General features: G+C 71.0%; 25 protein-coding genes. 14 read left to right on the top strand and 11 right to left on the bottom strand.

From position 1 onward, the window contains the following. Window positions 1-62 precede the first annotated feature (62 nt). From P1K89_RS31315 to P1K89_RS31295, 5 genes are read right to left on the bottom strand one after another with little or no spacing between them, the layout of a single operon-like run. Window positions 63-995, bottom strand: a complete 933-nt coding sequence (locus P1K89_RS31315; protein ID WP_284620481.1) for a VOC family protein — start codon at window positions 993-995, stop codon at window positions 63-65. Further along, a complete protein-coding gene (locus P1K89_RS31310) occupies window positions 992-1,846 on the bottom strand; it encodes a shikimate dehydrogenase family protein (RefSeq protein WP_284620480.1) in 855 nt (284 codons plus the stop codon). The genes P1K89_RS31315 and P1K89_RS31310 overlap by 4 nt, the downstream gene beginning before the upstream one ends. A gap of 31 nt (window positions 1,847-1,877) precedes the next feature. Continuing rightward, window positions 1,878-2,879 (bottom strand): TRAP transporter substrate-binding protein, encoded by a 1,002-nt coding sequence (locus tag P1K89_RS31305; RefSeq protein WP_284620479.1) that lies wholly within the window; start codon window positions 2,877-2,879, stop codon window positions 1,878-1,880. A 36-nt stretch (window positions 2,880-2,915) separates the two neighbouring features. Further along, a complete protein-coding gene (locus tag P1K89_RS31300) occupies window positions 2,916-4,196 on the bottom strand; it encodes a TRAP transporter large permease subunit (protein ID WP_284620478.1) in 1,281 nt (426 codons plus the stop codon). Continuing rightward, a complete protein-coding gene (locus P1K89_RS31295) occupies window positions 4,193-4,765 on the bottom strand; it encodes a TRAP transporter small permease (RefSeq protein ID WP_284620477.1) in 573 nt (190 codons plus the stop codon). Before P1K89_RS31295 ends, P1K89_RS31300 begins: the two co-directional genes overlap by 4 nt. 164 nt (window positions 4,766-4,929) lie before the next feature. On the opposite strand from P1K89_RS31295, the gene P1K89_RS31290 reads away from it, so the two are divergent. After that, a complete protein-coding gene (locus P1K89_RS31290; protein WP_284620476.1) occupies window positions 4,930-5,403 on the top strand; it encodes a cupin domain-containing protein in 474 nt (157 codons plus the stop codon). A 34-nt stretch (window positions 5,404-5,437) separates the two neighbouring features. Here P1K89_RS31290 and P1K89_RS31285 read toward each other — a convergent pair whose 3' ends face one another. Next, on the bottom strand, window positions 5,438-6,139 hold the full coding sequence (locus tag P1K89_RS31285; protein ID WP_284620475.1) for a TetR/AcrR family transcriptional regulator: 702 nt from the start codon (window positions 6,137-6,139) through the stop codon (window positions 5,438-5,440). 167 nt (window positions 6,140-6,306) lie between these two features. On the opposite strand from P1K89_RS31285, the gene P1K89_RS31280 reads away from it, so the two are divergent. The 3 genes from P1K89_RS31280 to yihG all read left to right on the top strand — a co-directional run bounded on the left by P1K89_RS31280 (window position 6,307) and on the right by yihG (window position 10,984). Further along, on the top strand, window positions 6,307-8,586 hold the full coding sequence (locus tag P1K89_RS31280; RefSeq protein ID WP_284620474.1) for a nitric-oxide reductase large subunit: 2,280 nt from the start codon (window positions 6,307-6,309) through the stop codon (window positions 8,584-8,586). A 114-nt stretch (window positions 8,587-8,700) separates the two neighbouring features. Next, window positions 8,701-10,002 carry an NnrS family protein gene (locus P1K89_RS31275; protein ID WP_284620473.1) on the top strand — a complete coding sequence of 434 codons (1,302 nt, stop codon included), beginning with the start codon at window positions 8,701-8,703 and terminating at the stop codon, window positions 10,000-10,002. A gap of 49 nt (window positions 10,003-10,051) precedes the next feature. Then, a complete protein-coding gene (yihG, locus tag P1K89_RS31270; protein ID WP_284620472.1) occupies window positions 10,052-10,984 on the top strand; it encodes a 1-acylglycerol-3-phosphate O-acyltransferase, YihG family in 933 nt (310 codons plus the stop codon). A gap of 1 nt (window position 10,985) precedes the next feature. Here yihG and P1K89_RS31265 read toward each other — a convergent pair whose 3' ends face one another. The 5 genes from P1K89_RS31265 to P1K89_RS31245 form a co-directional block, all read right to left on the bottom strand. After that, complete coding sequence (locus P1K89_RS31265) at window positions 10,986-11,867, bottom strand: AraC family transcriptional regulator (RefSeq protein WP_284620471.1); 882 nt, start codon at window positions 11,865-11,867, stop codon at window positions 10,986-10,988. A 72-nt stretch (window positions 11,868-11,939) separates the two neighbouring features. Then, window positions 11,940-12,440 (bottom strand): 2,4'-dihydroxyacetophenone dioxygenase family protein, encoded by a 501-nt coding sequence (locus P1K89_RS31260; RefSeq protein WP_284620470.1) that lies wholly within the window; start codon window positions 12,438-12,440, stop codon window positions 11,940-11,942. A 146-nt stretch (window positions 12,441-12,586) separates the two neighbouring features. Continuing rightward, entirely contained in the window at window positions 12,587-13,285 is a 699-nt protein-coding gene (locus P1K89_RS31255; RefSeq protein ID WP_439898062.1) for an anaerobic ribonucleoside-triphosphate reductase activating protein, read from the bottom strand. A 70-nt stretch (window positions 13,286-13,355) separates the two neighbouring features. After that, window positions 13,356-13,565: an anaerobic ribonucleoside-triphosphate reductase gene (gene nrdD, locus P1K89_RS31250; RefSeq protein ID WP_284620468.1), complete on the bottom strand. Its 210-nt coding sequence runs from the start codon at window positions 13,563-13,565 to the stop codon at window positions 13,356-13,358. Between the two features lie 52 nt (window positions 13,566-13,617). Next, complete coding sequence (locus P1K89_RS31245; protein ID WP_284620467.1) at window positions 13,618-15,630, bottom strand: ribonucleoside triphosphate reductase; 2,013 nt, start codon at window positions 15,628-15,630, stop codon at window positions 13,618-13,620. A gap of 1,094 nt (window positions 15,631-16,724) precedes the next feature. On the opposite strand from P1K89_RS31245, the gene pqqA reads away from it, so the two are divergent. Genes pqqA through P1K89_RS31195 form a run of 10 tightly spaced genes read left to right on the top strand, consistent with a single transcriptional unit; the run spans window position 16,725 to window position 24,663 of the window. Beyond that, window positions 16,725-16,799 (top strand): pyrroloquinoline quinone precursor peptide PqqA, encoded by a 75-nt coding sequence (gene pqqA, locus P1K89_RS31240; RefSeq protein ID WP_350082520.1) that lies wholly within the window; start codon window positions 16,725-16,727, stop codon window positions 16,797-16,799. Between the two features lie 56 nt (window positions 16,800-16,855). Then, window positions 16,856-17,791 carry a pyrroloquinoline quinone biosynthesis protein PqqB gene (pqqB, locus tag P1K89_RS31235; RefSeq protein WP_284620465.1) on the top strand — a complete coding sequence of 312 codons (936 nt, stop codon included), beginning with the start codon at window positions 16,856-16,858 and terminating at the stop codon, window positions 17,789-17,791. Between the two features lie 26 nt (window positions 17,792-17,817). Then, a complete protein-coding gene (pqqC, locus tag P1K89_RS31230) occupies window positions 17,818-18,567 on the top strand; it encodes a pyrroloquinoline-quinone synthase PqqC (protein WP_284620507.1) in 750 nt (249 codons plus the stop codon). Beyond that, window positions 18,564-18,842, top strand: a complete 279-nt coding sequence (gene pqqD / locus P1K89_RS31225) for a pyrroloquinoline quinone biosynthesis peptide chaperone PqqD (protein ID WP_284620464.1) — start codon at window positions 18,564-18,566, stop codon at window positions 18,840-18,842. Before pqqC ends, pqqD begins: the two co-directional genes overlap by 4 nt. Beyond that, entirely contained in the window at window positions 18,814-20,013 is a 1,200-nt protein-coding gene (gene pqqE, locus P1K89_RS31220) for a pyrroloquinoline quinone biosynthesis protein PqqE (RefSeq protein ID WP_284620463.1), read from the top strand. Before pqqD ends, pqqE begins: the two co-directional genes overlap by 29 nt. After that, window positions 20,007-20,741: a lanthanide ABC transporter ATP-binding protein PedB/LutE gene (pedB, locus tag P1K89_RS31215; protein WP_284620462.1), complete on the top strand. Its 735-nt coding sequence runs from the start codon at window positions 20,007-20,009 to the stop codon at window positions 20,739-20,741. Before pqqE ends, pedB begins: the two co-directional genes overlap by 7 nt. Further along, entirely contained in the window at window positions 20,738-21,736 is a 999-nt protein-coding gene (locus P1K89_RS31210) for a PQQ-dependent catabolism-associated beta-propeller protein (RefSeq protein ID WP_284620461.1), read from the top strand. The genes pedB and P1K89_RS31210 overlap by 4 nt, the downstream gene beginning before the upstream one ends. Then, the gene (locus P1K89_RS31205) at window positions 21,729-22,901 is read left to right on the top strand and encodes an ABC transporter substrate-binding protein (protein ID WP_284620460.1); all 1,173 of its coding nucleotides are present in this window, start codon (window positions 21,729-21,731) and stop codon (window positions 22,899-22,901) included. Before P1K89_RS31210 ends, P1K89_RS31205 begins: the two co-directional genes overlap by 8 nt. Next, entirely contained in the window at window positions 22,898-23,710 is an 813-nt protein-coding gene (gene pedC, locus P1K89_RS31200) for a lanthanide ABC transporter permease protein PedC (RefSeq protein WP_284620459.1), read from the top strand. The genes P1K89_RS31205 and pedC overlap by 4 nt, the downstream gene beginning before the upstream one ends. After that, window positions 23,707-24,663, top strand: a complete 957-nt coding sequence (locus P1K89_RS31195; protein ID WP_284620458.1) for a tripartite tricarboxylate transporter substrate binding protein — start codon at window positions 23,707-23,709, stop codon at window positions 24,661-24,663. The genes pedC and P1K89_RS31195 overlap by 4 nt, the downstream gene beginning before the upstream one ends. Window positions 24,664-24,667: the final 4 nt, after the last annotated feature.

The following is a 24,667-nucleotide window of genomic DNA, read 5'->3' as shown; positions in this document are numbered from 1 at the left end:
CCGTAGGCGCTGAGCGCCCCCTCGGGGGGCCGCGAACGAAGTGAGCTTGGGGGTCATGTCACTTACCGAGCCGGGCTGTGGACGAGCTCGAAGACCACGCTGCCCAGGTACGTCTTCGTCAGCGCGCCACGCTGGCCCGAGTGCGTGGCCGCGGTCTCGACGAACTCGATGCCGCGCGCGCGCAGGGCCTGCACCGCGGCCAGCACGTCGGGCGCACCGAGGCCGATGCGCTGCAGGCGCTCGCCGCCCGCATCGCCGTCCGTTCCGCGCGGCTCCACCAGCTGCAGCAGGAAGCCATTGGTCGCGTCCAGCGCCGGCGCGCGCAGCAGCGTGCCGGCGGGCAGGATGCCGAAGCGCTCCTCGTCCGGAATCACCGTGGTGCCGAAGAGCTCGCGGTAGAACGCGATCCAGTCGGCGCTGCGCCCGCGGCCGATGTACTGCACGATGCCGAAGACATGCAGCCCGGCCAGCGCCGGCGGCTGGCGTTCGACGGCCGGGATCGGCACGAAGTCGACGTCGTAGATCGAGAACTCGCGGTAGCGGTCGACGAAGTGGAGCCGGCTGCCGCCGACGCCGTGGATCGCCGGGATGTTCAGCTCCATCGCCTCGGGATGCGTCGGCGCTTCCCAGCCGCCGCGTTCGAGCACATGGCGGTAGGCGGCACGGGCATCGCGCACGCGCAGCGCGATCGCGCTGATCGCCGGCGGCTCGTCGGCGGCGTCCGCCTCCCGGTCGGCCACCGGATGGGCGTTGACGACGATGTTCAGCCCGCCCTGGCGGTACAGCAGCACCTCGCGCGAGCGGTGCCGCGCGACCGGCCGGAAGCCCATCATCTCGAGCACGTGGCCGAGCGCCTGCGGACGGCTGGTCGCGTATTCGATGAACTCGATGCCGTTCAGGCCGAGCGGATTCGCTTCGTCGCTGAACGAGGCCTGAGCCGGCTCGCGGCCGCCTTCGCTGGCGTCACGCGCCGGGTCGAGCAGCAATTCATTCATGCGATCTCCTCGGTCGTCACCGGCAGCCGCGCCAGCTCGCGCAGGCGCTCCGCCGTCGTCGTCGGGTAGCCGAAGAATTCGAGATAGGGCGGGATCATCTCGAACAGCATGTCGGTGCCGACCTGGATGCGACAGCCGCGCGCCTCCGCGGCGCGCAGAAAGGCTGTCTTCTCGGTGCGCATCACGACCTCGCCGACGAACGCGCCGGGCGCGATGCGCGCCACGTCCACCGGCAGCGGGTCGCCGGGCTGCATGCCGAGCGGCGTCGCGTTGACGACCAGGTCGAAGCCGGCCGGGTCGCGCTGGCCGGTCACCACGCCGACCTGCGGAAAGACGGTGCGCAGCCGCTGCGCCAGCGCATCGACCGAGGCCTCGTTCGTATCGAACAAGGCCAGCTGCGCGGCACCGGCCGCCGCCAGCGATGCGGCGATCGCCGAGCCGACGCCGCCCGCGCCGACCACCAGCGTCCGCGCGCCGGCCGTGGCGAAGCCCTTGCGCTGCAGCCCGCGCACGAAGCCCGCGCCGTCGAACTGGTCGCCGGCCAGGCGCCCGTCGGGCAGGCGCTTGACGGCGTTGCAGGCGCCGGCCACGCGCGCGGTCGGCGTCAGCTCGTCGAGCAGCGCGAGCACGCTCACCTTGTGCGGCATCGTGATCAGCGCGCCGCGCACGTTGTCGAGCTCGAACAACCGCGGCAGCAGCGCCGGGAAGTGCTCGGCGCGGCAGGCCATCGGCACGACGACGGCATTGATGCCCGCCGCCTCGAAGTACGGGTTGTAGACCAGCGGGGCCTTGAAGGCATGGGTCGGGTAGCCGAGGTGCGCGATCACCTCGGTGCGGCCATCGATCTGCATCTGCTTCGGGCGGCCGGGCCGCCCCCTCGTCTTACTTCGCGCGGACCTTGTCCAGCTCGGCCATCACCGCCTTGACGGTGGCCTCGCCGACGCTGGCGCTGTGCTTGGCGATCACCGGCTTCATCTTGTCGCGCAGCTTCGCCACCTCGGCCGGCGGCAGCTCGCTGACCTGCATGCCGGCCTTCTTCAGGTTCTCCAGGATGCCGGCCGCGGCGTTGCGCGACTGCTCGCGCTGGAACTTCGAGGCCTCGGTGGCGGCGTCCTGCAGCAGCTTGCGCTCGTCGGCCGACAGCGAGTCCCAGAACTTCTTGCTGACCACCACCGACTGCGGGTTGTACTGGTGGTTGGTGAGGGTCATGAACTTCTGCACCTCGAACAGCTTGGCGCCGTTGATCGTCGCGACCGGGTTCTCCTGGCCGTCGACCGCCTTCTGCTCGAGGGCCGCGTACAGCTCGGGGAAAGGCAGCGGCGTCGGGTTCGCACCGAGCGCGCTGACCCAGTCGACGTTGATCGGGTTCGGGATCACGCGCAGCTTCAGGCCGGCGATGTCCTCGACCTTGGTGATCGCGCGCTTGCTGTTGGTGAGCTGCCGGAAGCCCAGCTCGAAGTAGGCGAGGCCGACGATGCCCTTGTCCTCCAGCTTCTTGTGCAGGCCGGCGCCGAACGGGCCGTCGACCACCGCATCGGCTTCCTTCGGATTGCCGAACAGGAACGGGAAGTCGTAGACCTCGAAGTCCTTGACGATGCTGGCGAAGATGCCCGAGTTCATCGACGCCATCTCCAGCGCGCCGCCCTGCAGCGCCGAGACGTTGGCCTGGTCGCTGCCGAGCGCGCCGCCCGGAAAGACGTTGACCTTGAACTTGCCGCCGGACTTCGCGTCGACGATCTCGGCGAACTTCTCCATGCCCAGCACGATCGGGTGGCCCTTCGCGTTCTGGTTCGCGAACTTGATCGTGCGGGTCTGCGCCGCGGCCGTCGCCCCGGCAGCGATCGCGAACGCGGCGATCAGCGTCTTCAGCATCAGGTGTTTCATGGACGTGTCTTTCGAATGATTGGGTGCTGACGCGCGTCAGCCATAGAACCACCGTGCCGGCACGGTGACGAGGGCGGGGAAGGCCACCATCAGGAACATCACGGCGAACTGCGCGACCATGAACGGCCACACGCCCTTGGTGACCGCGTCCATGCTGACCTTGCCGACGCCGGCGACGGTGGACAGCACCGTGCCCACCGGCGGCGTGATCAGCCCGATCGCGTTGTTGATGATGAACAGCACGCCGAAGTACACCGGGTCGATGCCCGCGGCCTTCACCAGCGGCATGAACACCGGCGTCAGGATCAGGATGGTGGGCGTCATGTCCATCGCGGTGCCGACGAGCATCGTGATGACCATGATCATGAACATCAGCAGCACCGGGCGGTCGAGCAGCGGCTGCAGCAGCGAGACCAGCTCGGCCGGCAGGTTGGCCACCGTGATCATCCAGGCCGAGACCATCGCCGCCGCGACCAGGAACATGATCACCGCGGTGGTCTGCGCGGCGGCCAGGAAGAGCCCGTACAGCTGCGACAGCTTCAGCTCCCGGTACACCACGGTGGCGACGAACAGCGCGTAGACCGCGGCGACCACCGCCGCTTCGGTCGGCGTGAAGACGCCGAACTTCAGGCCGACGATCACGATCACCGGCAGCACCAGCGCGAAGGTGGCGTCGCGCAGCGACTGCAGCATCTCGCCGCGCGAGGCGCGCGGCGCCGGCTCGATCTTCTCCTTGCGCACCAGCCACCACCAGGTGGCCCACAGCGCCGCGCCGAGCATCAGCCCCGGCACGATGCCGGCCATGAACAGCTTGGAGATCGACACGTTGGCCGCGACGCCGAAGACGACGAAGCCGATCGACGGCGGAATGACCGGCGCGATGATGCTGGCCGCCGACAGCAGGCCCGCCGAGCGCGCCTTGTCGTAGCCGGCGCGCGCCATCATCGGCAGCAGCAGCGCCGACAGCGCCGCCGCATCGGCCACCGCCGAACCCGACAGCGCGGCCATGATGATCGCGGCCATGATGCCGACGTAGCCGAGGCCGCCGCGCACGTGGCCGACCAGCGTCATCGCGAAGTTCACGATGCGGCGCGACAGGCCGCCGGCGTTCATGATCTCGCCGGCGAGCATGAAGAAGGGCACCGCCAGCAGCGGGAAGCTGTTGGCGCCTTCGATGGTGTTCTGGGCCAGGATCTGCGGGTCGAACATGCCCAGGTGCCACATCAGCGCGGCGCCGCAGAACAGCAGCGCGAAGGCGATCGGCACCCCCAGCGCCATCGCGCCGAGCAGCGCACCGAGGAAGATGCCGATGGTCATGCCTTCTCCCGGGTCAGGGCGGTGTCGTTGCCGGCCGGCGCGGCCGGCTGGCCATGCGGCATGTCGTCCGATTCGGCGACGGCGATCAGGTCCTGCTCGGCGACGCGGCCGGTCAGCAGGCGCACCAGTTCATGCACGAGGATCAGGCCGGCGAGCACCGAGAACATCACCCCGCTGGCGTACAGCCAGGCCATCGACGCTTCCATCACCGCGCTGGTGGTCTCGCGGTTGATCAGCATCTGCTGCCACGCGCCGCGGGCCATCAGCACGCACAGCGCGAGCATCAGCACATGGGCCGCGACGTAGCAGACGAGCTTGCCGGTGCGCGGCAGGCGGGAGATCAGCGTATCGGTGCCCAGGTGGGCATGGCGCCGCACCGCGACGACCGCGCCCAGAAAGGTCATCCAGACGAAGAGCCAGCGCGACAGCTCTTCCGAGACCGTCAGCCCCGAGTTGAAGCCATAGCGCAGCACGACGTTGCCGAAGACCATCAGCACCATCAGCGCCAGGCACCCGACCATCAGGAATCCGAACAGCCGGCAGAGCCGGTCGATGAAGTTGTCGAGCATGCGCCTTGTCTCCGTGCGGCGCATTTTGTACGAACTGGTTAGTTTTAAAGTTGGTGGAAACCCGCGTGCTGGAGCGTGGCGGGCGCCGGCGCGGTCCCGTCGAACGGGAGGGGCATTGCGGCGCCCGCTGCGACACAATCGCGCCACGCAGCCGGGAGCCCGCCATGCCCCACGATGACCCGAACCGCTGGAAGCACGACGGCGTGCGCGTCGTGCCCGGCGACCGCCTCGACCCCAACACCGCGCAGACACCCGGCATGGACCGCAAGGCGGCCATCAACTTCGCACGCGTCGGCGCGCAGAAGCTCTGGGCCGGCACCGTGCACATCCACGCCAATGCCAAGACCGGCGCCCACCACCACGGGCCGCTGGAGAGCGTGATCTACGTCGTCAAGGGCCGTGCGCGCATGCGCTGGGGCGATCGGCTCGAGTTCACCGCCGAGGCGGGGCCGGGCGACTTCATCTACGTGCCGCCCTACGTGCCGCACCAGGAGATCAACGCCAGTGCCACCGAGACGCTCGAGTGCGTGCTGGTGCGCAGCGATGGCGAGGCGGTTGCGGTGAACCTCGACATCGAGCCGGCCGAGAAGCCCGAGCACGTGCCCTGGGTCGACCCGACGCACCCGGCGCCCCGCTGAGCCGCCCTGGGGCGCCGTCCGCGCCGGCGGTTCGTCAGAGCTTGCGCACGAAGCGCACCACCATCTCCACCACGTTGTCGCGGCGCTGCGCGATGTAGGCCGGCGACTGCATGTCGAGCTTGAAGATCAGGCCGAAGGTGTGGCGGTTGGAGACGTTGAAGAAGCTCAGCGCCGAGATCGACGCATGGATGTCGACGGGATCCAGCCCCTTGCGGAACACACCCGCCTTCACGCCGCGTTCGTAGAGGTTGCGGATCGCGGCGATGGCCGGCACGTTCAGTTCCTGGATGCGCGGGCTGGCCGCGAGGTACTGGCCGCGGTGGATGTTCTCGCTCATCACGAGGCGGATGTAGCTCTCGTGGTGCAGGTGGTGGTCAAAGGTGAAGGCCACCAGGCGGCGCAGCGCCTCCTCGGGCTCGAGGTCCTGCAGGTGCAGCTCGGCCTCGACGTCGCGCACGCGGCGGTACGCCTCCTCCAGCACCGCGAGGTACAAGCCCTCCTTGCTGCCGAAGTAGTAGTAGATCATCCGCTTGCTGGTCTTCGTCGCTTCGGCGATCGCGTCGATGCGCGCGCCGGCGAGACCCTTCTCGCCGAACTCGGCCTCGGCCACCTCCAGGATGTTGGCCTGCGTGCGCTCGGGGTCGTTGGTGCGGCCGGTTTCCTTGCGCGCCACGGCATTTCCGGCGGCCCGGCGCGGAGCGAGGTCCGCCCGTTTGGCACGAACTGTTTCGTTCATTTCAACAGTATAGGCGCCGCCTCGGCGCGCCGGCATAGGCGGCGCCCCACCGCTGCCGGTTGATGCCCGTCAAAGCCCTGCCCGCTTCCGGTTCCTACTATTCCTGCATCTCAAATGCAGCTTTAAGCCGGCCTGTGGAACGGCCGGCATCAACCACGGGAACTGACATGAAGAGCACCACCAGGCTGTGGCGATGGCTCGGCCTCATCTGCGTCCTATCGTTCGGGGCGCTCGGCTACCTCGGATGGGAGATCTACCTCGCGGCACCGCCGATACCGAAGTCGGTGGTCAGCAGCGACGGCGACGTGCTGTACACCGGCGACCAGGTCCAGCTGGGCCAGCAGGCCTGGCTGTCGGCCGGCGGCCAGCAGCTGGGCACCGTCTGGGGCCACGGCAGCTACGTGGCGCCGGACTGGTCGGCCGACTGGCTGCACCGCGAAGCGGTCGCGCTGGGCGCGATCCGCGCGAAGCAGGCCGGCGCGCCGGACGGTGACGTTGCCGCCCGCGCGGCCGTCGAAGCCCGCGTGCGCGACGAGATGCGCCGCAACACCTACGACCCGATCAACGGCACGGTCACCGTATCGCCCGAGCGCGCGCAGGCGATCAGGCAGGTCGCCGCGCACTATGCGGGCCTGTTCGGCACCGAGCCGAAGCTCGCCAGGCTGCGCGAGCAGTACGCGATGACCGACGGCGCCCTGCCCGACCCGGCCGAGCGCCAGGCGCTGACGGCCTTCTTCTTCTGGTCGGCCTGGGCGGCGTCGACCAACCGCCCCGGCGAGACGGGCTTGAGCTACACCAGCAACTGGCCGCACGAGCCGCTGGTGGGCAACGTGATGGCCACCTCGGCCGCGATGTGGTCGATGGTCAGCATCATCCTGCTGCTCGCCGGCATCGCGGCGATGTTGTGGCTGCACGGCCGCCACGATGCCGACGAGGCCGCGGCCGAGCTGCCCAAGACCGACCCGCTGGCGGGCGTGAAGGCGACGCCGTCGATGAAGGCCACGCGCAAGTACTTCTTCGTCGTGATCGGCCTGATGCTGCTGCAGATCGGAATGGGCGTCATCACCGCGCACTATGCGGTGGAGGGCCAGTCGTTCTTCGGCCTGCCGCTGGCCGACCTGCTGCCCTACGTCACCAGCCGCACGATCCACACGCAGGTGGGCATCTTCTGGATCGCCACCGCGTGGCTGGCCACCGGCCTCTACGTCGCGCCGCTGCTGTCGGGCCGCGAACCGAAGTACCAGCGCCTCGGCGTCGATGCCCTCTTCTGGGCGCTGATCGTCGTCGTGCTCGGCTCGACGATCACCGGCTGGCTCGGCACGCTGCAGAAGCGCGGCATTGACTTCGCGTTCTGGCTCGGCAACCAGGGCCTGGAGTTCACCAGCATGGGCCGGATCTGGCAGCTGCTGCTGTTCGTCGGGCTGCTGTTCTGGGTCTTCCTGCTCGGTCGCGCGCTGTGGCCGGCCCTGAAGAAGCCCTCGCAGACCCGCGGCCTGATCGCGATGGTCTTCCTGTCGGCCACCTGCATCGGCGGCTTCTACGCCACCTCGCTGACCTGGGGCCAGCACACGCACTACTCGATGATCGAGTACTGGCGCTGGTGGCTGGTGCACCTGTGGGTCGAAGGCTTCTTCGAGGTCTTCGCCACCGCGGTGGTCGCGCTGATCTTCACCAACCTGGGCCTGGTGCGCGCCGCGTCGGCCAACCGCGCGATCGTCGCCGAGACCATCGTCTTCCTGTTCGGCGGCATCCTCGGCACGCTGCACCACCTGTACTGGACCGGCACGCCGACCTCGGTGATCGCGGTGGGCTCGGTGTTCTCGGCGCTCGAAGTCGTGCCGCTGACGCTGATCGGCCTCGAGGCGCTGCAGACCTGGCGCAGGGCCCGCAACGTCGAATGGCTGGGGGCCTACAAGTGGGTCATCCTGAGCTTCGTCGCCGTCGGCTTCTGGAACACCGTCGGTGCCGGCCTGCTCGGCTTCGCGATCAACCCGCCGGCGTCGCTGTACTACGTGCAGGGCCTGAACATGACCGCCGCCCACGGCCATGCCGCGCTGTTCGGTGTCTACGGCATGCTGGGCATCGGCCTGATGCTGTTCTGCCTGCGCGGCCTGTATGCGCGCCACCTGCATGCCGACCGCTTCCTGAAGCCGGCCTTCTGGAGCCTGAACATCGGCCTGGCGATGATGGTGTTCATGTCGCTGCTGCCCGCCGGCATCGTGCAGGCCTGGGCCAGCATCCAGCACGGCCTGTGGTACGCCCGCTCGCCGGAGCTCATCCACTCGCCGCTGATGGAAGCGCTGGTGTGGCTGCGCGTGCCGGGCGACATCGTCTTCGCGGCCGGCAGCGTTGCGCTTGCGCTCTATGCGCTGAAGCTGCTGCGCCGGCCGACGGCCACCGCGGCGCTGCCCGCCGGTGCCGTGACGAGTGCCGCGTTCCGCCGCTGAACGTGGCCGCTGCAACGCACGAAGCTTGACCTCGGTCAGCGACCTGGCAGCGCCGGCTCTCTAGAGTCGGCGCTGCCGTTTTCCCGATCCCGCCCCGCGCTCCCTTCCCCGTCCATGCCTCCCGCCGGCTCCTCCTGCGCCCTCTCCCGCGACAGCGGTGCGTGGCGCTTCGCGCACCTGCTGCGCGCGCCGCACCGGCTGGCGTTCGCGGCGGGCGCGCTGCTGCTGGCGCTGTCCGCGCTGTGGTGGGCCGCGCTGCAGTGGGCTGGCGCCGAGGCCGCGCCGCGCGCGCTGCCCCCGTCGCTGGTGCACGGCCTGCTGATGAGCTTCGGCTTCATGCCGCTGTTCTTCGCCGGCTTCCTGTTCACCGCCGGGCCGAAGTGGCTGGGCCGTCCGGCCGTGCCGGCCGCAGCGCTGCTGCCGGCCCTGCTGCCGATGCTGGCCGGATGGATCGTCTTTCTGCTCGCGGCGCACGGCCGCGACGAGGCCTTCGGCCGCTCGCTTGGTGCGATAGGCCTGTCGGCCGTGCTGCTGGGCTGGACCGGCGTGTTGCGGCGCTTCGGCGCGCTGTTGTCCGCGAGCGAGGTGAACGACCGGCTGCATGCGCGCCTGGTGCTCGCCGCCGGCAGCCTGGGCGCGGCGGCGATCGGCCTGGCCGCCTGGGGCATCGCCGCGGGCGAGCTGACGGTCGTTCGTGCGGCGACGCAGCTCGGGCTCTGGGGCTTCATCGGCGGCGTCTTCGTCGCCGCGGGCCACCGCATGATCCCTTTTTTCTCCGGCGACGCGGTGCCGGCGCTGGCCGCGTGGCGGCCGCAGTGGCTGCTGGCCGGCCTGCTCGCCGTGCTGGGCTTCGAAGGCCTGGCCGGCGCGGCCGAAGCGCTGCAGCTGGTCTCCGGGCGCGGTTGGGCCGCTGTCCGCGCTGCGGTCGAGCTGCCGGCGGGCCTGGGCCTCGTCGCGCTGGCGATCCACTGGCGCGCGACGCGCGGCGCGCGTGCGCGACTGCTCGTGATGCTGCATGCCGGCTTCAGCTGGCTCGGCGTCGCGCTGCTGCTTTTCGGGCTGTCGAATGCGGTGGCGGCCGCGCTCGGCGAGCCCTCTTTTATTCGACTCGCGGCCCTGCATGCGTTCACGATGGGCTTCCTCGGCACGACGATGTTCACGATGGTCGGGCGCATCAGCACCGGCCACGGCGGGCGCATCGTCGCGGCCGACGACCCGGCGTGGCGCCTGTTCTGGCTGCTGCAGGCCGCCATCGTGATGCGGCTGGCGGCCGCCCTCGTGGCGCCGCTGGACGCCGCGTGGGGCCAGGTGCTGCTCACCACGGCCGCGCTGGCCTGGGCCGGCGCCTGCATCGCCTGGGCGCTGCGGTATGGTCGCTGGTACGGCACGCCGCGGCCCGATGGTCGCGCCGGCTGATCCACCCCCTCTTTCCGGAGTTCTCCCAATGGCGGCCCCCAGGCCTCTGATGTCCGTCGCGCCTGCGCGCGACCCGCAAGCGTCCGGCTCGCTGGCCCGTGGCGTGCTCGCGCTGCTGCTGCTGGTGCTCAACACCCTGTTCTGGTGCTCCCTGCTCTTCGCCGCGGCGCTGGTGAAACTGGTGCTGCCCTTCGAGGCGGCCCGGCGCCGGCTCGATCCCCTGCTGAACGCCATCGCCACCGGCTGGGTCAGCGGCAACAGCGCCTGGATGCGGCTGACCCAGCGCACCGCGTGGGCGCTGCCCGCGCTGGAGGGCCTGGACCGGAACAGCTGGTACCTGGTGAGCTGCAACCACCAGAGCTGGGTCGACATCCTGGTGCTGCAGCGCGTGCTGAACCGCAAGGTGCCGATGCTGAAGTTCTTCCTCAAGCGCGAGCTGCTCTACGTGCCGGTGATGGGCCTGGCCTGGTGGGCGCTGGATTTCCCGTTCATGCGTCGCCATTCGAAGGCGGCCCTGCGCCGCGACCCCGCGCTGCGCTCGCAGGACGAAGCCACCGCGCTGAAGGCCTGCGAGAAGTTCCGGCGCGTGCCGACCTGCGTGATGAACTTCGTCGAGGGCACGCGCTTCACCGCGAAGAAGCATGCGGTGCAGGCCTCGCCCTACCGCCATCTGCTCAAGCCCAAGACCGGCGCGCTGGCGTCCAGCCTGCAGGCACTGGGGCCGCAGTTCAGCTCGATGCTGGACTTCACCATCGTCTACCCCGAAGGCGTGCCCACCTTCTGGCAGTTCCTCTGCGGCGGAACGCCGCGCATCGTCGTGCGCTGCACGCACCGGCCGGTGCCGTCGATCACTGCCGCGTCCGGCGACGACGCGTCCGGTCGCGCCGCGCTGGCGCGCTGGCTGGCCGAGGTGTGGGAAGAGAAGGACCGCGAGATCGACGCGGTGCTGCGCGGCACCGCGGCCCCGCCGCGCGCGGCCTGATTCAGGCGCCGCGCTGCAATGCGCGCGGCGTGGTCTTCAGGTGCGCACGCACGGTGCGCGTCAGATGCGCCTGGTCGGCGAAGCCGCAGGCCAGCGCCACTTCCTTCAGCGACAGCGCGCCCGCCCCCAGCAGTTGCCGGGCGCGCGCCACGCGCCGCTTCACCAGCCAGGCGTGCGGCGAATCGCCATAGCTCGCGCGGAAGCGCCGCGCGAAGCTGCTGACGCCCAGGTGCGCTGCCGCCGCGAGCTGCGCCAGCGTGAGCGCCTCGTGCAGGGACTGCTCGACGAGCGCCTCGAGGCGCCGGCGCTGCGTCGGGCTCAGGCCGCCGTCGGTGGCCCGCTCGGACCAGGCCACCCGCGCGAAGCGCCGCAGCAGGTGCACCGACAGTTCAACGCCGATCGCGTCGGCGCACAGCGCGCTGCCCGGTGCGGGCCGCGCCGCCTCCTGCGCCAGGGCCTGCAGGCAGCGGGCGATCGCCGGGTCGTCCACCTTCAGCAGGTCGTGCAGGCGGATGTCGGCGACGTCGCGCTCGAAGACTTCCTGCGCCACATCGTTGAGCACCCGCTCGGACAGGTAGACGTGCTGCACGTCCATCGGCTGCGCCCAGTGCCAGTGCGAGGCCTCGCCGCGAGTCAGCAGCGACAGGTCGCCAGGCACCACCGCGACACGCGACCAGCGCCCTTCAGTGCGGCGGTGGATCGCATGGCAGGCGCTGCGGTGGCCGATGACCAGGAAGTCGGTCATGCCGGGCACCTCGACGTCGCAGGCCGGGTGGCGGTAGGCGCGGTAGGCCAGCCCGCGCCAGTCCAGCGGCTCGCTGCTGGCGAGCACGCCGGTGGGCACCCAGTCGGGCAGCTGCTCGGGTCGGATGAAACGCGCCATGCGGCGAAGTCTGCGACCGAATGCGGGCCTCCGGTGCTGGGGACTCTCCCGGGGCCAGAGCCCTCGTGCCGATCAGGACACCGGCACGCTGTTGAGGTCGATCAAGGGGATGTCGTGCTTCAGGCAGTGGTCGATGTAGCGCTGCTGGATCGTGCGCGCGGTCTCGAGGCCGACGCGCTGGCCGTTCTCGTCGAGGAAGGCGAGCGAGCCCTCGAAGATGATGAAGGCCACCATGTCCTCGCCGGGCAGGGTGCGGAAGGTGTGCTTCGAGTTCGCGACCTCGTAGATGAAGTCGCCGGCCTTGGCGACCCAGTCCTGCTTGTGCTCCTCGTAGTACCAGCTGCCGCTGATCGTGTAGACATGGATGGTGCCGTAGTGGTCGTGCACGCCGAGCGAACAGTCGCCCGGCGCCTTCAGCAGCATCACGACCTGGCCGGTGACGGCATCGACGTGCAGCAGCTTGATCATCACCTCCTCGGAGTACGGCGTGAACGGATGCCACGGCGTCTTGTCGCTGTCGACGCACAGCGGCGAGTACTGCGGGATGCGGGTGAAGCGGGTCGCGGCTTCCATGTCATGTCTCCTCGTGATGGATTGAAGGCTGAATGCGCCGCGCCGGCCGGGTTGGAGCCGGTACATGGCGCGACGAGCAGAAGCCTACGCAGCGAGGATGGCCGCGGCTTGAAGGATCGGCGCGATCCCTTGAAGAATCAGGGCGCTCAGCCGTCGCGCAGCACGAAGTGCGGGAACAGGCGCTCGAAGTGCTCGAGCGTCGCCGCAGACGGCCAGTCCTTCGGCACCGGGTCGAGCGGCGCGGCGGCGGCAGCCACCGGCCGCGCCCGCTGCAGCGCGACATGCGTGATGCCCAGCGCGGCCAGCTCGTCGCCGATCAGTTGCAGCGCGGCCTCGTCGAGCAGCGCCGGATGCGCGGTGGTGCGGCATTCGAAGGCCACGCCGCTGGCACGCAGCAGGCGCAGGCTCTGCTGCACGGCGCCGGTGCTGCCGGCGACACCCGTGGTGCGATCGAGCAGCGCCGGGCGCGACAGCGGCGCCTTGACATCGAAGCCGACCCAGTCGGCGAGCGGCAGCACGTCCTGCAGCCGGCGCGGGTAGATGCCCGCGGTGTGCAGCCCGACCGCGAAGCCCATCGCGCGCACGTCGGCCATCGTCGCCGCCAGGCCGGGGTCGATCGTCGGCTCGCCGCCGCTGAAGACGACGCCGTCGATCAGGCCCGTGCGGCGCGCCAGCCAGCCGCGCACCTCGGCCCAGGGGCGACCACCGGAAGCGTCGTCGGCGCGCCGCGGCTGCAGGTGCGGGTTGTGGCACCAGGTGCAGCGCCACGGGCAGCCCTGCACGAAGACCACGGCCGCCAGGCGGCCGGGGAAGTCGATGCTGGTGAAGGGCGTGATACCGCCGATCTGGAGCGGCCGTGCATGCGCGGCCGGCGGCGCCGGCACCGGCCCGGCGGCGGACGCGAGGCCGGGCTGATCAAGCCAGACGCGGTTGGTCATCGCAGCGCCGTTCCTCGAAGTACAGGCGCTCGTGGAACTCGCCCTTCTTGCCGGTGTTGAACGACGACACCGGGCGGTGGTAGCCCATCACGCGGGTCCAGACCTCGCAGCGCTGGCGTTCGCTGTCGGCGAGCGCGATCGTCGCAGCGGGAGCGGTGGTCGGGGCATGGATCGTCGTGGCAGTCATCGGGGGAACTCCTCTCGTGGGTGGGGCGGGGACGTCGGATGGCGGGCGAACGTCAGTTCGACGTCGCCAGCCGCTTGCGCGCGCGCAGTGCGTCGTCGCAGGTCGGACAGAACTCGTGCTGGCCGGCGAGGTAGCCGTGCGTCGGGCAGATGGAGAAGGTCGGCGTCACCGTGATGTACGGCAGCCGGAAACGCGACAGCGCGCGCTGCACGAGGCGGCGGCAGGCGTCGGCGCTGGACAGCGGCTCGCTCATGTACAAGTGCAGCACGGTGCCGCCGGTGTACTTGCGCTGCAGTTCGTCCTGGCGCTCGAGCGCCTCGAACGGATCGTCGGTGAAGCCCACCGGCAGCTGGCTGGAGTTGGTGTAGTACGGCTGCGCCGGCGTGCCGGCCTGCAGGATGGCCGGGAAGCGGCGCCGATCTTCCTTCGCGAAGCGGTAGGTCGTGCCTTCGGCCGGCGTGGCCTCCAGGTTGTAGAGGTGGCCGGTCTGCTCCTGGAAGTCGATCATGCGTGCGCGCACGTGGTCCAGCAGCCGCACGGCCATCGCATGGCCCTCGGGCGCGGTGATGTCGTAGGCGTCGCGCGAGAAGTTGCGGATCATCTCGTTGAGGCCGTTGACGCCCAGCGTCGAGAAGTGGTTGCGCAGCGTGCCGAGGTAGCGCTTGGTGTAGGGGAACAGGCCCGCGTCCATGTGGCGCTGGATCACCTTGCGCTTGATCTCCAGGCTGTCGCGGCCGAGCTCCATCAGTTCGTCCAGGCGCTTCAGCAGCGCGGGCTCGTCGCCGGCATGCACGTGGCCCAGCCGCGCGCAGTTGACCGTCACCACGCCGAGCGAGCCGGTCTGCTCGGCCGAGCCGAACAGGCCGTTGCCGCGCTTGAGCAGCTCGCGCACGTCCAGCTGCAGCCGGCAGCACATCGAGCGCACCATGTTCGGCTGCAGGTCGGAATTGACGAAGTTCTGGAAGTACGGCAGCCCGTAGCGCGCGGTCATCTCGAACAGCGCGTTCGCGTTCGGGCCGTCCCAGTCGAAGTCCTTCGTGATGTTGTAGGTCGGGATCGGGAAGGTGAAGACGCGGCCCTTGGCATCGCCGGTCATCATCACGTCGATGTAGGCGCGGTTGATGATGTCCATCTCGGCCTGCAGTTCGCCGTACGAGAACGGCATCTCGACGCCGCCGATCACCGGCACCTGCTCGCGCAGGTCCTCGGGGCACACCCAATCGAAGGTGAGGTTGGTGAACGGCGTCTGCGTGCCCCAGCGCGAGGGCACGTTGAGGTTGTAGACGAGCTCCTGGATGCACTGGCGCACCTGCGCATAGTCGAGCGAGTCCTTGCGCACGAAGGGGGCGAGATAGGTGTCGAAGGACGAGAAGGCCTGCGCACCGGCCCATTCGTTCTGCAGCGTGCCGAGGAAGTTGACGATCTGCCCGACCGCGCTCGACAGGTGCTTCGGCGGCCCCGCCTCGACCTTGCCCGGCACGCCGTTCAGGCCTTCGTGCAGCAAGGTGCGCAGCGACCAGCCGGCGCAGTAGCCGCTGAGCATGTCGAGGTCGTGGATGTGGATGTCGGCATCGCGGTGCGCGCGGCCGATCTCGGGCGGGTAGACATGGTCGAGCCAGTAGTTCGCGGTGACCTTGCCCGACACGTTGAGGATCAGCCCGCCCAGCGAATAACCCTGGTTGGCATTGGCGTTGACGCGCCAGTCCAATTGCTGCAGGTACTCGTTCATCGAGGTCTCGACGTCGACGAGGCTGCGCTTGTCCTGCCGCAGCTTGCGGTGCTGCTCGCGGTAGACGATGTAGGCGCGCAGCGTGCGGCGGTGCCTGCGGTCGTAGAGCGCGGCCTCGACGATGTCCTGCAGCTGTTCGATGTGCGGCGTCACCGGGCCCAGCGCGCGGATTGCGGGCAGCACGTCGTCGGCGGCCAGCCGCCGCGCCTCGGCGGCGTCGAACTCGCCGCTGGCGCGGCCGGCGCGTTCGAGCGCGCTGACGATCTTGCCCAGATCGAAAGGACGGACCGTGCCGTCGCGCTTGATGACATGCGTAGGGTCGTGCGGCGTGGTCATGGGCACTAGATATGTGGTTCGTCGTGGTGACGGACACTATAGGTAGCGTTGCTTGTCGATCGCCGGCGCGGTGAAGCGCAGGTTGACGCAGGTCAGAGGCGGCTGCAATTTCCCGCGGCTCCAGGGTTCTTCCCACGAACAAACGCGCCGGGCAAGGCCCTGAACGTGCCGAGCCGGGACGTTCAGGCCTGCGGCTATGTCGGCGACATCACCGCCGCGCCAACGGCGGCTTCGTGCTCAGCGGCCGGAATGGAGCGCCCGAGCGTCTCGGAGTGCGGGCACAGCGGGCCGAGTCCGGCGGTCGGCCCCTGGGGGGCCGACTCCGTTGCGGTCCTCAGCCCGGGGCCGCGCCGTCCATTTAGCTTCGTTCGCTTCGCTCACTGCGCACAGCGCCGGCGAGTCAGTTGTCGATGCTCGCTTCGCTCGCCGGCCCCGGGCCTCCGGTCCTCACCGCCTCCCACGGCCCGCTGCGCCCGCAGCCCAAGCCGCTCTCCTGCTGAGTGCGGTGGCATGCGGTCCCGCTAAGTCCTCGGTGATTCGCAAAGGCGCGGGCGGGCAGGCCGCAGCGCGCGTGGGAGGCGCCGGGCTTGAGCGGCTCGGGGGCGGCGAGCGCAGCGAGCATCGACAACTGACTCGCCGGCGCTGTGCGTAGCGAGCGCAGCGAGCGAAGCTAAATGGACGGCGCGCCCCCGAGCCGCTCAAGCCCGGGAAGTCGGCCCCCCGGGGCCGACCGCCGGACTCGCGCGATGCGGCCTGCCCGACCGCGCCTTTGTCGCTCTGCACGTCGCAAGTCCCACGTGGACCATCCACACCAATGTCCGCAACGGGCCGACAACCGCCACTCAGGCTGATCAGCCCCACCGCACGGGTTTGCCCTGTGCCGCAGTGAACGTCGCACTGCTCCAAGTCGCCACACCTTGATGGGGTCATCCGGCGCGGGCCGTCGCAGCAAGGCCGGGCGTCAGGAGAAATCGCCGCAGAGGCATGCGTCTTTCGGGGTTAGCGAGCACGAATCGCGCGATGGACGACATCGGCACACCTCTTGCGGTTGAAGGTCTGCCACTGACGGCATGACCCACCCCCAGGAGACCACGATGGCTTGGACCACCCCCGCGTACGAAGACCTGCGCTTCGGCTTCGAGATCACGATGTACATCTCGGCCCGCTGATCGAACGGCCCCTGCGGCGCCGTTCGCGGTTCCGCAGGGGCGGACGAGACCTGACCATGAAGATACTTGTGCTCGGCGCCGGGGCCGGCGGCGGTTTTCCGCAGTGGAACTGCAACTGCGCGCACTGTGCCGGCCTGCGGCGCGGCAGCACGCGCGCCGTGCCGCGCACGCAAAGCTCGATCGCGGTGTCTGCCGACGGCGAGCGCTGGGTGCTGATCAACGCGTCGCCCGACATCGGCCAGCAACTGCGCGCGCATCCGCTGCTGCATCCACGGTCCATGGTGCCGCCGAAGCTGCGCGACACGCCGATCGCCGCCGTCGTGCTGATGGACGCGCAGATCGACCACGTCACCGGCCTGCTGAGCCTGCGCGAAGGCCCGCCGATCGAGCTGTACTGCACGCCCTGCGTGTTCGAGGACCTGACCAGCGGCCTGCCGCTGCTGCCCGCGCTGGAGCACTACTGCGGCGTGCACTGGCACGTGCTGCCGGTGGCCGGCGAAGAGAGCGAAGCGGCCTTCCGCATCCCCGCGCTGCCCGGTCTGGCGCTCACGGCGCTGGCGATCCCGGGCAAGGCGCCGCCGTACTCGCCGCACCGCAACGACTCGGCGACGGGCGACAACATCGCGCTGGTGATCGACGACCTCGCCAGCGGCGAGCGCCTGTTCTACGCGCCCGGCCTGGCGGCGATCGGCGACGCCGAGCGCGCCTGGATGGCCGGCGCGAGCTGCGTGATGGTCGACGGCACCTTCTGGACCGACGACGAGATGGCCGCCGCCGGCCTGCGCCCGGAGCGCGCGGTCGAGCTCGGCCACCTGCCGCAGAGCGGCACGGGCGGGATGCTGGATGCGCTGGCGCCGCTGCCGGCGCGGCGCAAGGTGCTCATCCACATCAACAACAGCAACCCGATCCTCGACGAGGACAGCCCGCAACGCACCGAGCTCGCGCGCCACGGCATCGAAGTCGCGCACGACGGCATGGAGATCGACTTATGAGCCTTGAACTGCTGCTGACGGACGAGATGAGCGTCCACCGGACGATCGACCCACCGGCGCCGTGGAGCCCGGAACAGTTCGAGGCCCGTCTGCGCGCGAAAGAGGGCGGCTACCACAGCCACCACCCGTTCAACCAGCGCCTGAACCGCGGCGAGCTGCAGCCTTTCCAGGTGCGCGGCTGGGTGGCGAACCGCTTCTATTACCAGGTCTGCATCCCGATCAAGGACGCGGCGGTGCTCGCCAACTGCCCCGACCGCGTGACGCGCCGGCGCTGGGTCGAGCGGGTGCTCGACCATGACGGCCGTGGCGACCATGAGGGCCCCAACGCCGGGGGCATCGAGGCCTGGGTGCGGCTGGGCGAGGCGGTGGGCCTGGAGCGGGACGACCTGTGGTCGCACCGCTTCGTCGTGCCCGGCGTGCGTTTCGCGGTGCAGGCCTACGTGAACTTCGCGCGCCAGGCCAGCTGGCAGGAAGCGGCGATCTCATCGCTGACCGAGATGTTCGCGCCCGGCATCCATGCCGACCGCCTGCGCACCTGGCCCGATGCCTACCCGTGGATCGAGCCGGCGGGACTGGCGTACTTCCGCAGCCGCATCCCGCTGGCCTCGCGCGACGTCGAGCACGGGCTCGAGGTGGCGCACGACTGGTGCCGCACGCGCGAGCGCCAGCAGCGCGCGCTCGAGATCCTGCAGTTCAAGCTCGACGTGCTGTGGGCGATGCTCGATTCGATCGAACGCGCCTTCCCGGACGACCTGATCGACGAGCGCCGGCCATGACCCTGGATCTCGACAGCCGCCCGGCCATCGCGCCGCTCTACCGCTGCCAGTACGAGACCGCGCAGCAGGCCTGGGTGCTGCTGTATCCCGAAGGCATGGTGCGGCTGAACGGCCCCGCCGGCGAGATCCTGCGCCGCTGCGACGGCGTGCTCAGCGTGCAGGGCCTGATCGCCGAGCTCGAGGCCGCGTTCGGCGGCGCCGACACCGCGCCGCGGCTGCGCGCCGACGTCTGCCACTTCCTGGCCGATGCGCAGGCGCGCGGCTGGATCCGCTGACATGGGCCCCTCGATCGCACCGCCGCCCGGCCCACCGTTGTGGCTGCTGGCCGAGCTGACCTACCGCTGCCCGCTGCACTGCGTGTTCTGCTCGAACCCGGTCGACTACGCCGCGCACCGGCAGGAACTGGACACGGCGGCCTGGTGCGAGGTGCTGACGCAGGGCCGCGCGCTGGGCGCGGTGCAGCTGGGGTTGTCCGGCGGCGAGCCGCTGCTGCGCGACGACCTGGAGGCCATCGTCGCGCACGCGCATGGTCTGGGTTATTACGTCAACCTCGTGACCTCCGGCGTCGGGCTGACCGAGGCCCGCGCCCGCGCGCTGCGCGAGGCCGGGCTGGACCACATCCAGCTGTCGTTCCAGGACTCGTCGCGCGAGCTCAACGACTTCCTGTCGTCGACGCGCACCTTCGAGATGAAGTCGCGCGTGGCCGCCATCATCAAGTCGCTCGGCTACCCGATGGTGCTGAACTGCGTGATGCACCGCTGGAACCTGCCGCATGTCGGGCGCATCGTCGAGATGGCCGAAGCGATGGGCGCGGAGTTCCTCGAGCTCGCGAATGCGCAGTACTACGGCTGGGCTTGGCTGAACCGCGACGCGCTGATGCCCACGCGCGCTGCGCTGGCCGAGGCTGAAGGCGTGGTGGATCGCCACAAGGCGCGCCTGGCCGGCCGCATGAGGATCTTCTGGGTCTCGCCGGACTATGCCGAGGCGAAGCCGAAGGCCTGCATGAACGGCTGGGGCTCGGTGTTCATGGTGGTCGCGCCGGACGGCCTCGCGATGCCGTGCCATGCCGCGCGCCAGTTGCCGGGGCTGCAGCTGCCGAACGTGCGCGACACGTCGCTGGCCGACATCTGGCGCCGCAGCACGGCCTTCGAGCGCTACCGGGGCGAGCACTGGATGCCCGAGCCCTGCGGCAGCTGCGAGCGGCGCGGCCAGGACCACGGCGGCTGCCGTTGCCAGGCCTTCCTGCTGTCGGGCGATGCGTCGGCCACCGATCCGGTCTGCCCGAAGAGCCCGGACCGGCCGCTGGTCGACGCCATCGTCGATCGCGCGCAGCCGCTGGTCTTCATGCCGAAGGCGAAGGGCGATGTCCCCGGGCTGGTCTTCCGCACCGATGCGAACTCGCGGGCGCGATGCACCGGGGCCGCGGCCGAGGCGGCGCCATGCTGAACGTGCAGGACCTGCACAAGCGCTTCGGCACACGCGCGGCGCTGGACGGCATCGGCTTCGACATCGCGGCCGGCCAGTTCGTCGCGCTGCTGGGTCCGAACGGCGCAGGCAAGTCGACGCTGTTCCAGCTGCTGACCGGCCTCTTCACGCCCAGCCGCGGCACGATCCGCATCGACGGCATCGACCTGCGCGCGCGGGCCAGCGCCGCGCTGGCGCGCATCGGGGTCGTCTTCCAGCCGCTGTCGCTGGACCTCGAGCTCAGCGCGCGCCGCAACCTCGCGCTGCACGCGGCGCTGCACGGCTTGCCGCGGCGCCTCGCGCAGCAGCGCATCGACGAGGACGCGGCCCGCGCCGGCCTCGGCGCCGAGCTGGACCGCCCGGTGCGCGCGCTGTCCGGCGGGCTGCGCCGGCGGGTCGAACTGGTGCGGGCGCTGCTGCACCGGCCGGCGCTGCTGCTGATGGACGAAGCGACGGTCGGGCTCGACCCGGCGTCACGCCGCGCGCTGCTGGCCACGCTGCACGAGGACGTGCGCCAGCGCGGCAGCAGCGTGCTGTGGGCGACGCACTGGGTCGAGGAGGCCTTGCCCGCCGATCGGGTGCTGGTGCTGCACCACGGCCGGCTGCTGGCGGACGGCCGTCCCGACGCGGTGGCCGCGGCGCTGGGCGGCGGGCGGCTCGAGGACGTGTTCGTGCGCGCGACCGGCGATGGCGAAGGAGACGGACGATGAGATCACGTGTTATCAGGATGGGCCTGGCCGCCGCCGCCGCCGCAGCAGCAGCAGCAGCAGCGATGGTGCCGGGCGTCGCGTCGGCAGCCACCGGCCTGGTCTGGGTCTCGAGCGAGAAGGACCACGCGCTGGCCGTGCTCGACCCGCAGACGCTCGCCGTGGTGGCCAGCGTGCCGACCTGCAAGCGGCCGCGCCACCTGCAGCGCGCGCCCGGTGGCCGCCAGCTGTGGGTGGCCTGCAGCGATTCCGGAGCGGCCGACGTCATCGACCTCGACAGCCGGCGCTCCGTGCGCCGCGTGCCGCTGGGCGCCGACCCCGAGGTCTTCGACCTGTCGGCCGACGGCCGCACCGCCTGCGTCTCGAACGAGGAGGACGGCGAGCTGGCGATCATCGACACCGGCAGCGGCCGCAAGCTGCGCGCGGTCGATGTCGGGCCGGAGCCCGAGGGCGTGCAGTTGTCGCGCGACGGGGCGCGGGTCTTCGTCACCTCGGAGGTCGCGAACGCGGTGCAGGTGATCGAGGTCGCCAGCGGCCGGCTGCTCAAGTCGATCCCGGTCGGGCAGCGGCCGCGGCGCTTCGCGCTGTCGCCGGACGGGCGCGAGCTGTGGGTCAGCAACGAGCTGGGCGCGAGCCTGAGCGTCATCGACACCATCACGCTGGCCGTCACGCACACCGTCGCGCTGCAGCTGCCGGGCCTGCGGGCGAGCGACGTCACGCCGGTGGGCCTGCTGTTCGCGCCGGACGGCCGCACGGTGTTCGCGGCGCTCGGGCGAGCGAACCACGTGGCCTTCATCGACGCGGCGCGGCGGCAGGTCACGAAGCAGGTGCTGGTCGGCAAGCGCGCGTGGGGACTCGGCATCAGCCGTGACGGGGCGCGGCTGTATGTCGCCAACGGGCTCTCCGACGACCTGACGCTCGTCGACGTGGCCGCCGCGAAGGCGCTGAAGACGGTCGCGGTGGGCCGCGTGCCGCACTCGGTGGTGGTCGATGACTGACGGGCGCCACGCCCTGCTGGCCGGGCTGCTCGCGCTGGCCGCGCTGCCGTCGCTGGCGACACCGCTGGTGATCGGCGTCGTGCAACGGGCCAACGACGACCGGCTGGCGCCGGCGCGGCTCGCATCGGCCTACCCCGGCCACCCTGGCGGGCCGCTGCAGCCCGGCGTGGCGCTGGCGATCGCCGATGCGCGGCTGGCCTTGACCAGCGCCCAGCGCACGGCCCGCATCGAAGCGGTCGAGCTGAGCGACGGCGAAGCACCGCAGGCCGCGCTGCAGCGCCTGCAGCAGGCCGGCGCGGTCGCGCTGATCGCCGACCTGCCGGCGCCGCAGCTGAAGGCGCTGGCGGCCGCGACGCCGCTGCCGGTGTTCAATGCCGGCGCCGCCGACGACGCGCTGCGCGAGGCGGACTGCCGTCCGAACCTGTGGCATACGCTGCCGAGCGAACGCATGCGCGCCGATGCGCTGGCGCAGTGGCTGGTCGCGCGGCGCTGGCAGCGCGTGCTGCTGTTGCACGGGTCGAGCGCGGCCGATGCCGAGCGGCGGGCGACCGCGCAGGCCTCGCTGCAGCGACATGGCCTGAAGGTGGTCGCGGCACGGCCCTTCAAGCTCTCGGCCGACCCGCGCGAGCGGGCGCTGGCGAATCCGCTGCTGCTGACCGGCGGCATCGAGCACGACGCCGTGTGGGTGGTCGACAGCGACGGCGAGTTCGCGCGCGGCCTGCCCTACCGCACGGCGCTGCCGCGTCCGGTGGTCGGCGATGCCGGGCTGCTGGCGCTGGCCTGGGCGCCGCACCACGAGCGCAACGGCGCGCCGCAGCTCGCTCGGCGTTTCGAACGCCTCGCCGGTCGCCCGATGACTGCGCCCGACTGGGCCGCGTGGATGGCCGCGAAGGCCATCGTGCAGGCCGCGCTCGAGCGCACGTCGACCGGCGCGCCGACCTTCGGCCTCGACGGCTTCAAGGGCCCGCGCCTGAGCTTCCGCGCCTGGGATCGCCAGCTGCGCCAGCCCTTGCTGCTGACGGACGGGCAGGGCGTCGCCGGCCTCGCCCCGGTCGACGGCGTGCTGCATCCGCGCGATGTGATGGACACGCTGGGTGCGGACGAGGGCGAGCGGCGCTGCACCGCTGCGGGCGCGGCGGCCGCCGGCGCGAAGGGGCAGCCGTGACCGGCGCCCACGCCCTGCGCGCGGTGAGCGCGCTGGTCGAACGCGAGCTGCTGCGCAGCCTGCGCCAGCCGGGGCGCCTTTTTGCCGCGCTGCTGCGGCCGCTGCTGTGGCTGGCGGTGTTCGCGGCCGGGTTCCGCAACGTCTTCGGCATCGCGATCGTCGAGCCCTACGACACCTACGTGCCCTACGAGACCTACATCGCGCCGGGCCTGGTCGGCATGGTGCTGCTGTTCAACGGCATGCAGTCGTCGCTGGCGCTGGTGGTCGACCGCGAGCTCGGCGTGCTGCGCGCGCTGCTGGCCGCGCCGCTGCCGCGGCCGCTGCTGCTGGGCGCGAAGCTGCTGGCGGCGGCGCTGCAGTCGCTGCTGCAGGCGGCGGCGTTCGTGGTGATCGCGCTGATGCTCGGCACCGAGCTGCCACTGCAATGGACGCGCTTGTTGAGCGTCAGCATCGCCGCCTTCGCCGCGGCGCTGATGCTGGCCGCGCTGGGCCTGCTGCTCACCGTGCACGTGAAGCAGCTGGAGAACTTCGCCGGCACGATGAACTTCGTCGTCTTCCCGATGTACTTCCTGTCGACCGCGCTGTACCCGCTGTGGAAGCTGGAGGAATCGGGTGCCCGCTGGGTCTTCGAGCTGGCGCGGCTGAACCCGTTCACGCATGCGGTGGAATGGATGCGCTTCGCCTGGTACGGCAAGGACCCGGGCCTGGCGCCCGTCGTGGTGATCGCCATCGGGCTGCTCTGCTTCGCGTTCGCCTGCATCGGCTACGACCCGCAGCGCGGCTTCACGCCGGCGCGGCGCGCGGCATGAAGCGCCGCACGTTCATCGCCGCGGGGCTCGGCGCCACGGGCATGGGCGCCGCCACCGGCGCCGGGGCCGACGGCCGCGCGATCACGCTATGGGTGCCGTGGCCCGCCGGCAGCCCGACCGACCAGGCGCTGCGCGTGCTGGCCGAGGCGGCGTCGCAGCGCCTGCAGCAACCGGTGCAGGTGCACAACCGGCCGGGGGCCGCCGGCACGCTGGCGATGCCGCTGCTGCAGCAGGCGGCTCCGGACGGCCTGACGCTCGCGCAGCTGCCGCAGACGGTGCTGCGCGCGCCCTGGCTGCACCCGGTGGCCTGGGACCCGCTGCGCGACACGACGCCGATCCTGCAGGTCGCCGGCACGACCTTCGGCATCGTGGTGCCGGCGGCGAGCCCCTGGCGCACGCTCGATCACTTGCTCGCGCACGCCGCCGAGCGGCCCGATGAACTCAGCATCGCCACCAGCGGTATCGGCAGCACGCCACACCTGGTGCTGGACACGTTGATGCGGCGGCGCGATGCCCGCTGGACGCACGTACCCTACAAAGGCGTCAACGAGATGGTGCTGGCGATCGCCGCGGGCCAGGTGATGGCCGGCGCCGGTTCGACCGGGTTCGGCCCCTTCATCGACGACGGCCGGCTGCGCCTGCTGGCCACCTTCGGCGCGACACGCTCGCGGCGTTGGCCTGCTGTGCCGACGCTGAAGGAGCTCGGCCACGGGCTGGTCGCGACCTCGCCGTGGGGCCTGGCCGGACCGCGCGGGTTGGCGCCGGCGGTGGTCGACCGGCTGCACGCGGCGTTCCGCGCAGCGGCCCTCGAGCCGGGTTTCCTGGCCGAGCTGGCGAAGGCCGACCAGGCGCCGGCGCTGTTGGGCCCGGCCGACTACGCGGCCACGCTGCGCGAGGCCTATCGCGACGAACAGCGCGCCGCGGAGCAACTCGGCCTGGCCCGCGCCGGCTGACGCC

This window comes from Aquabacterium humicola (assembly GCF_030167915.1).
Taxonomy (GTDB): domain Bacteria; phylum Pseudomonadota; class Gammaproteobacteria; order Burkholderiales; family Burkholderiaceae_C; genus Pseudaquabacterium; species Pseudaquabacterium humicola.
Note: the sequence above shows the minus strand (reverse complement) of the source record. Positions and strands in the feature narration are given on the sequence as shown.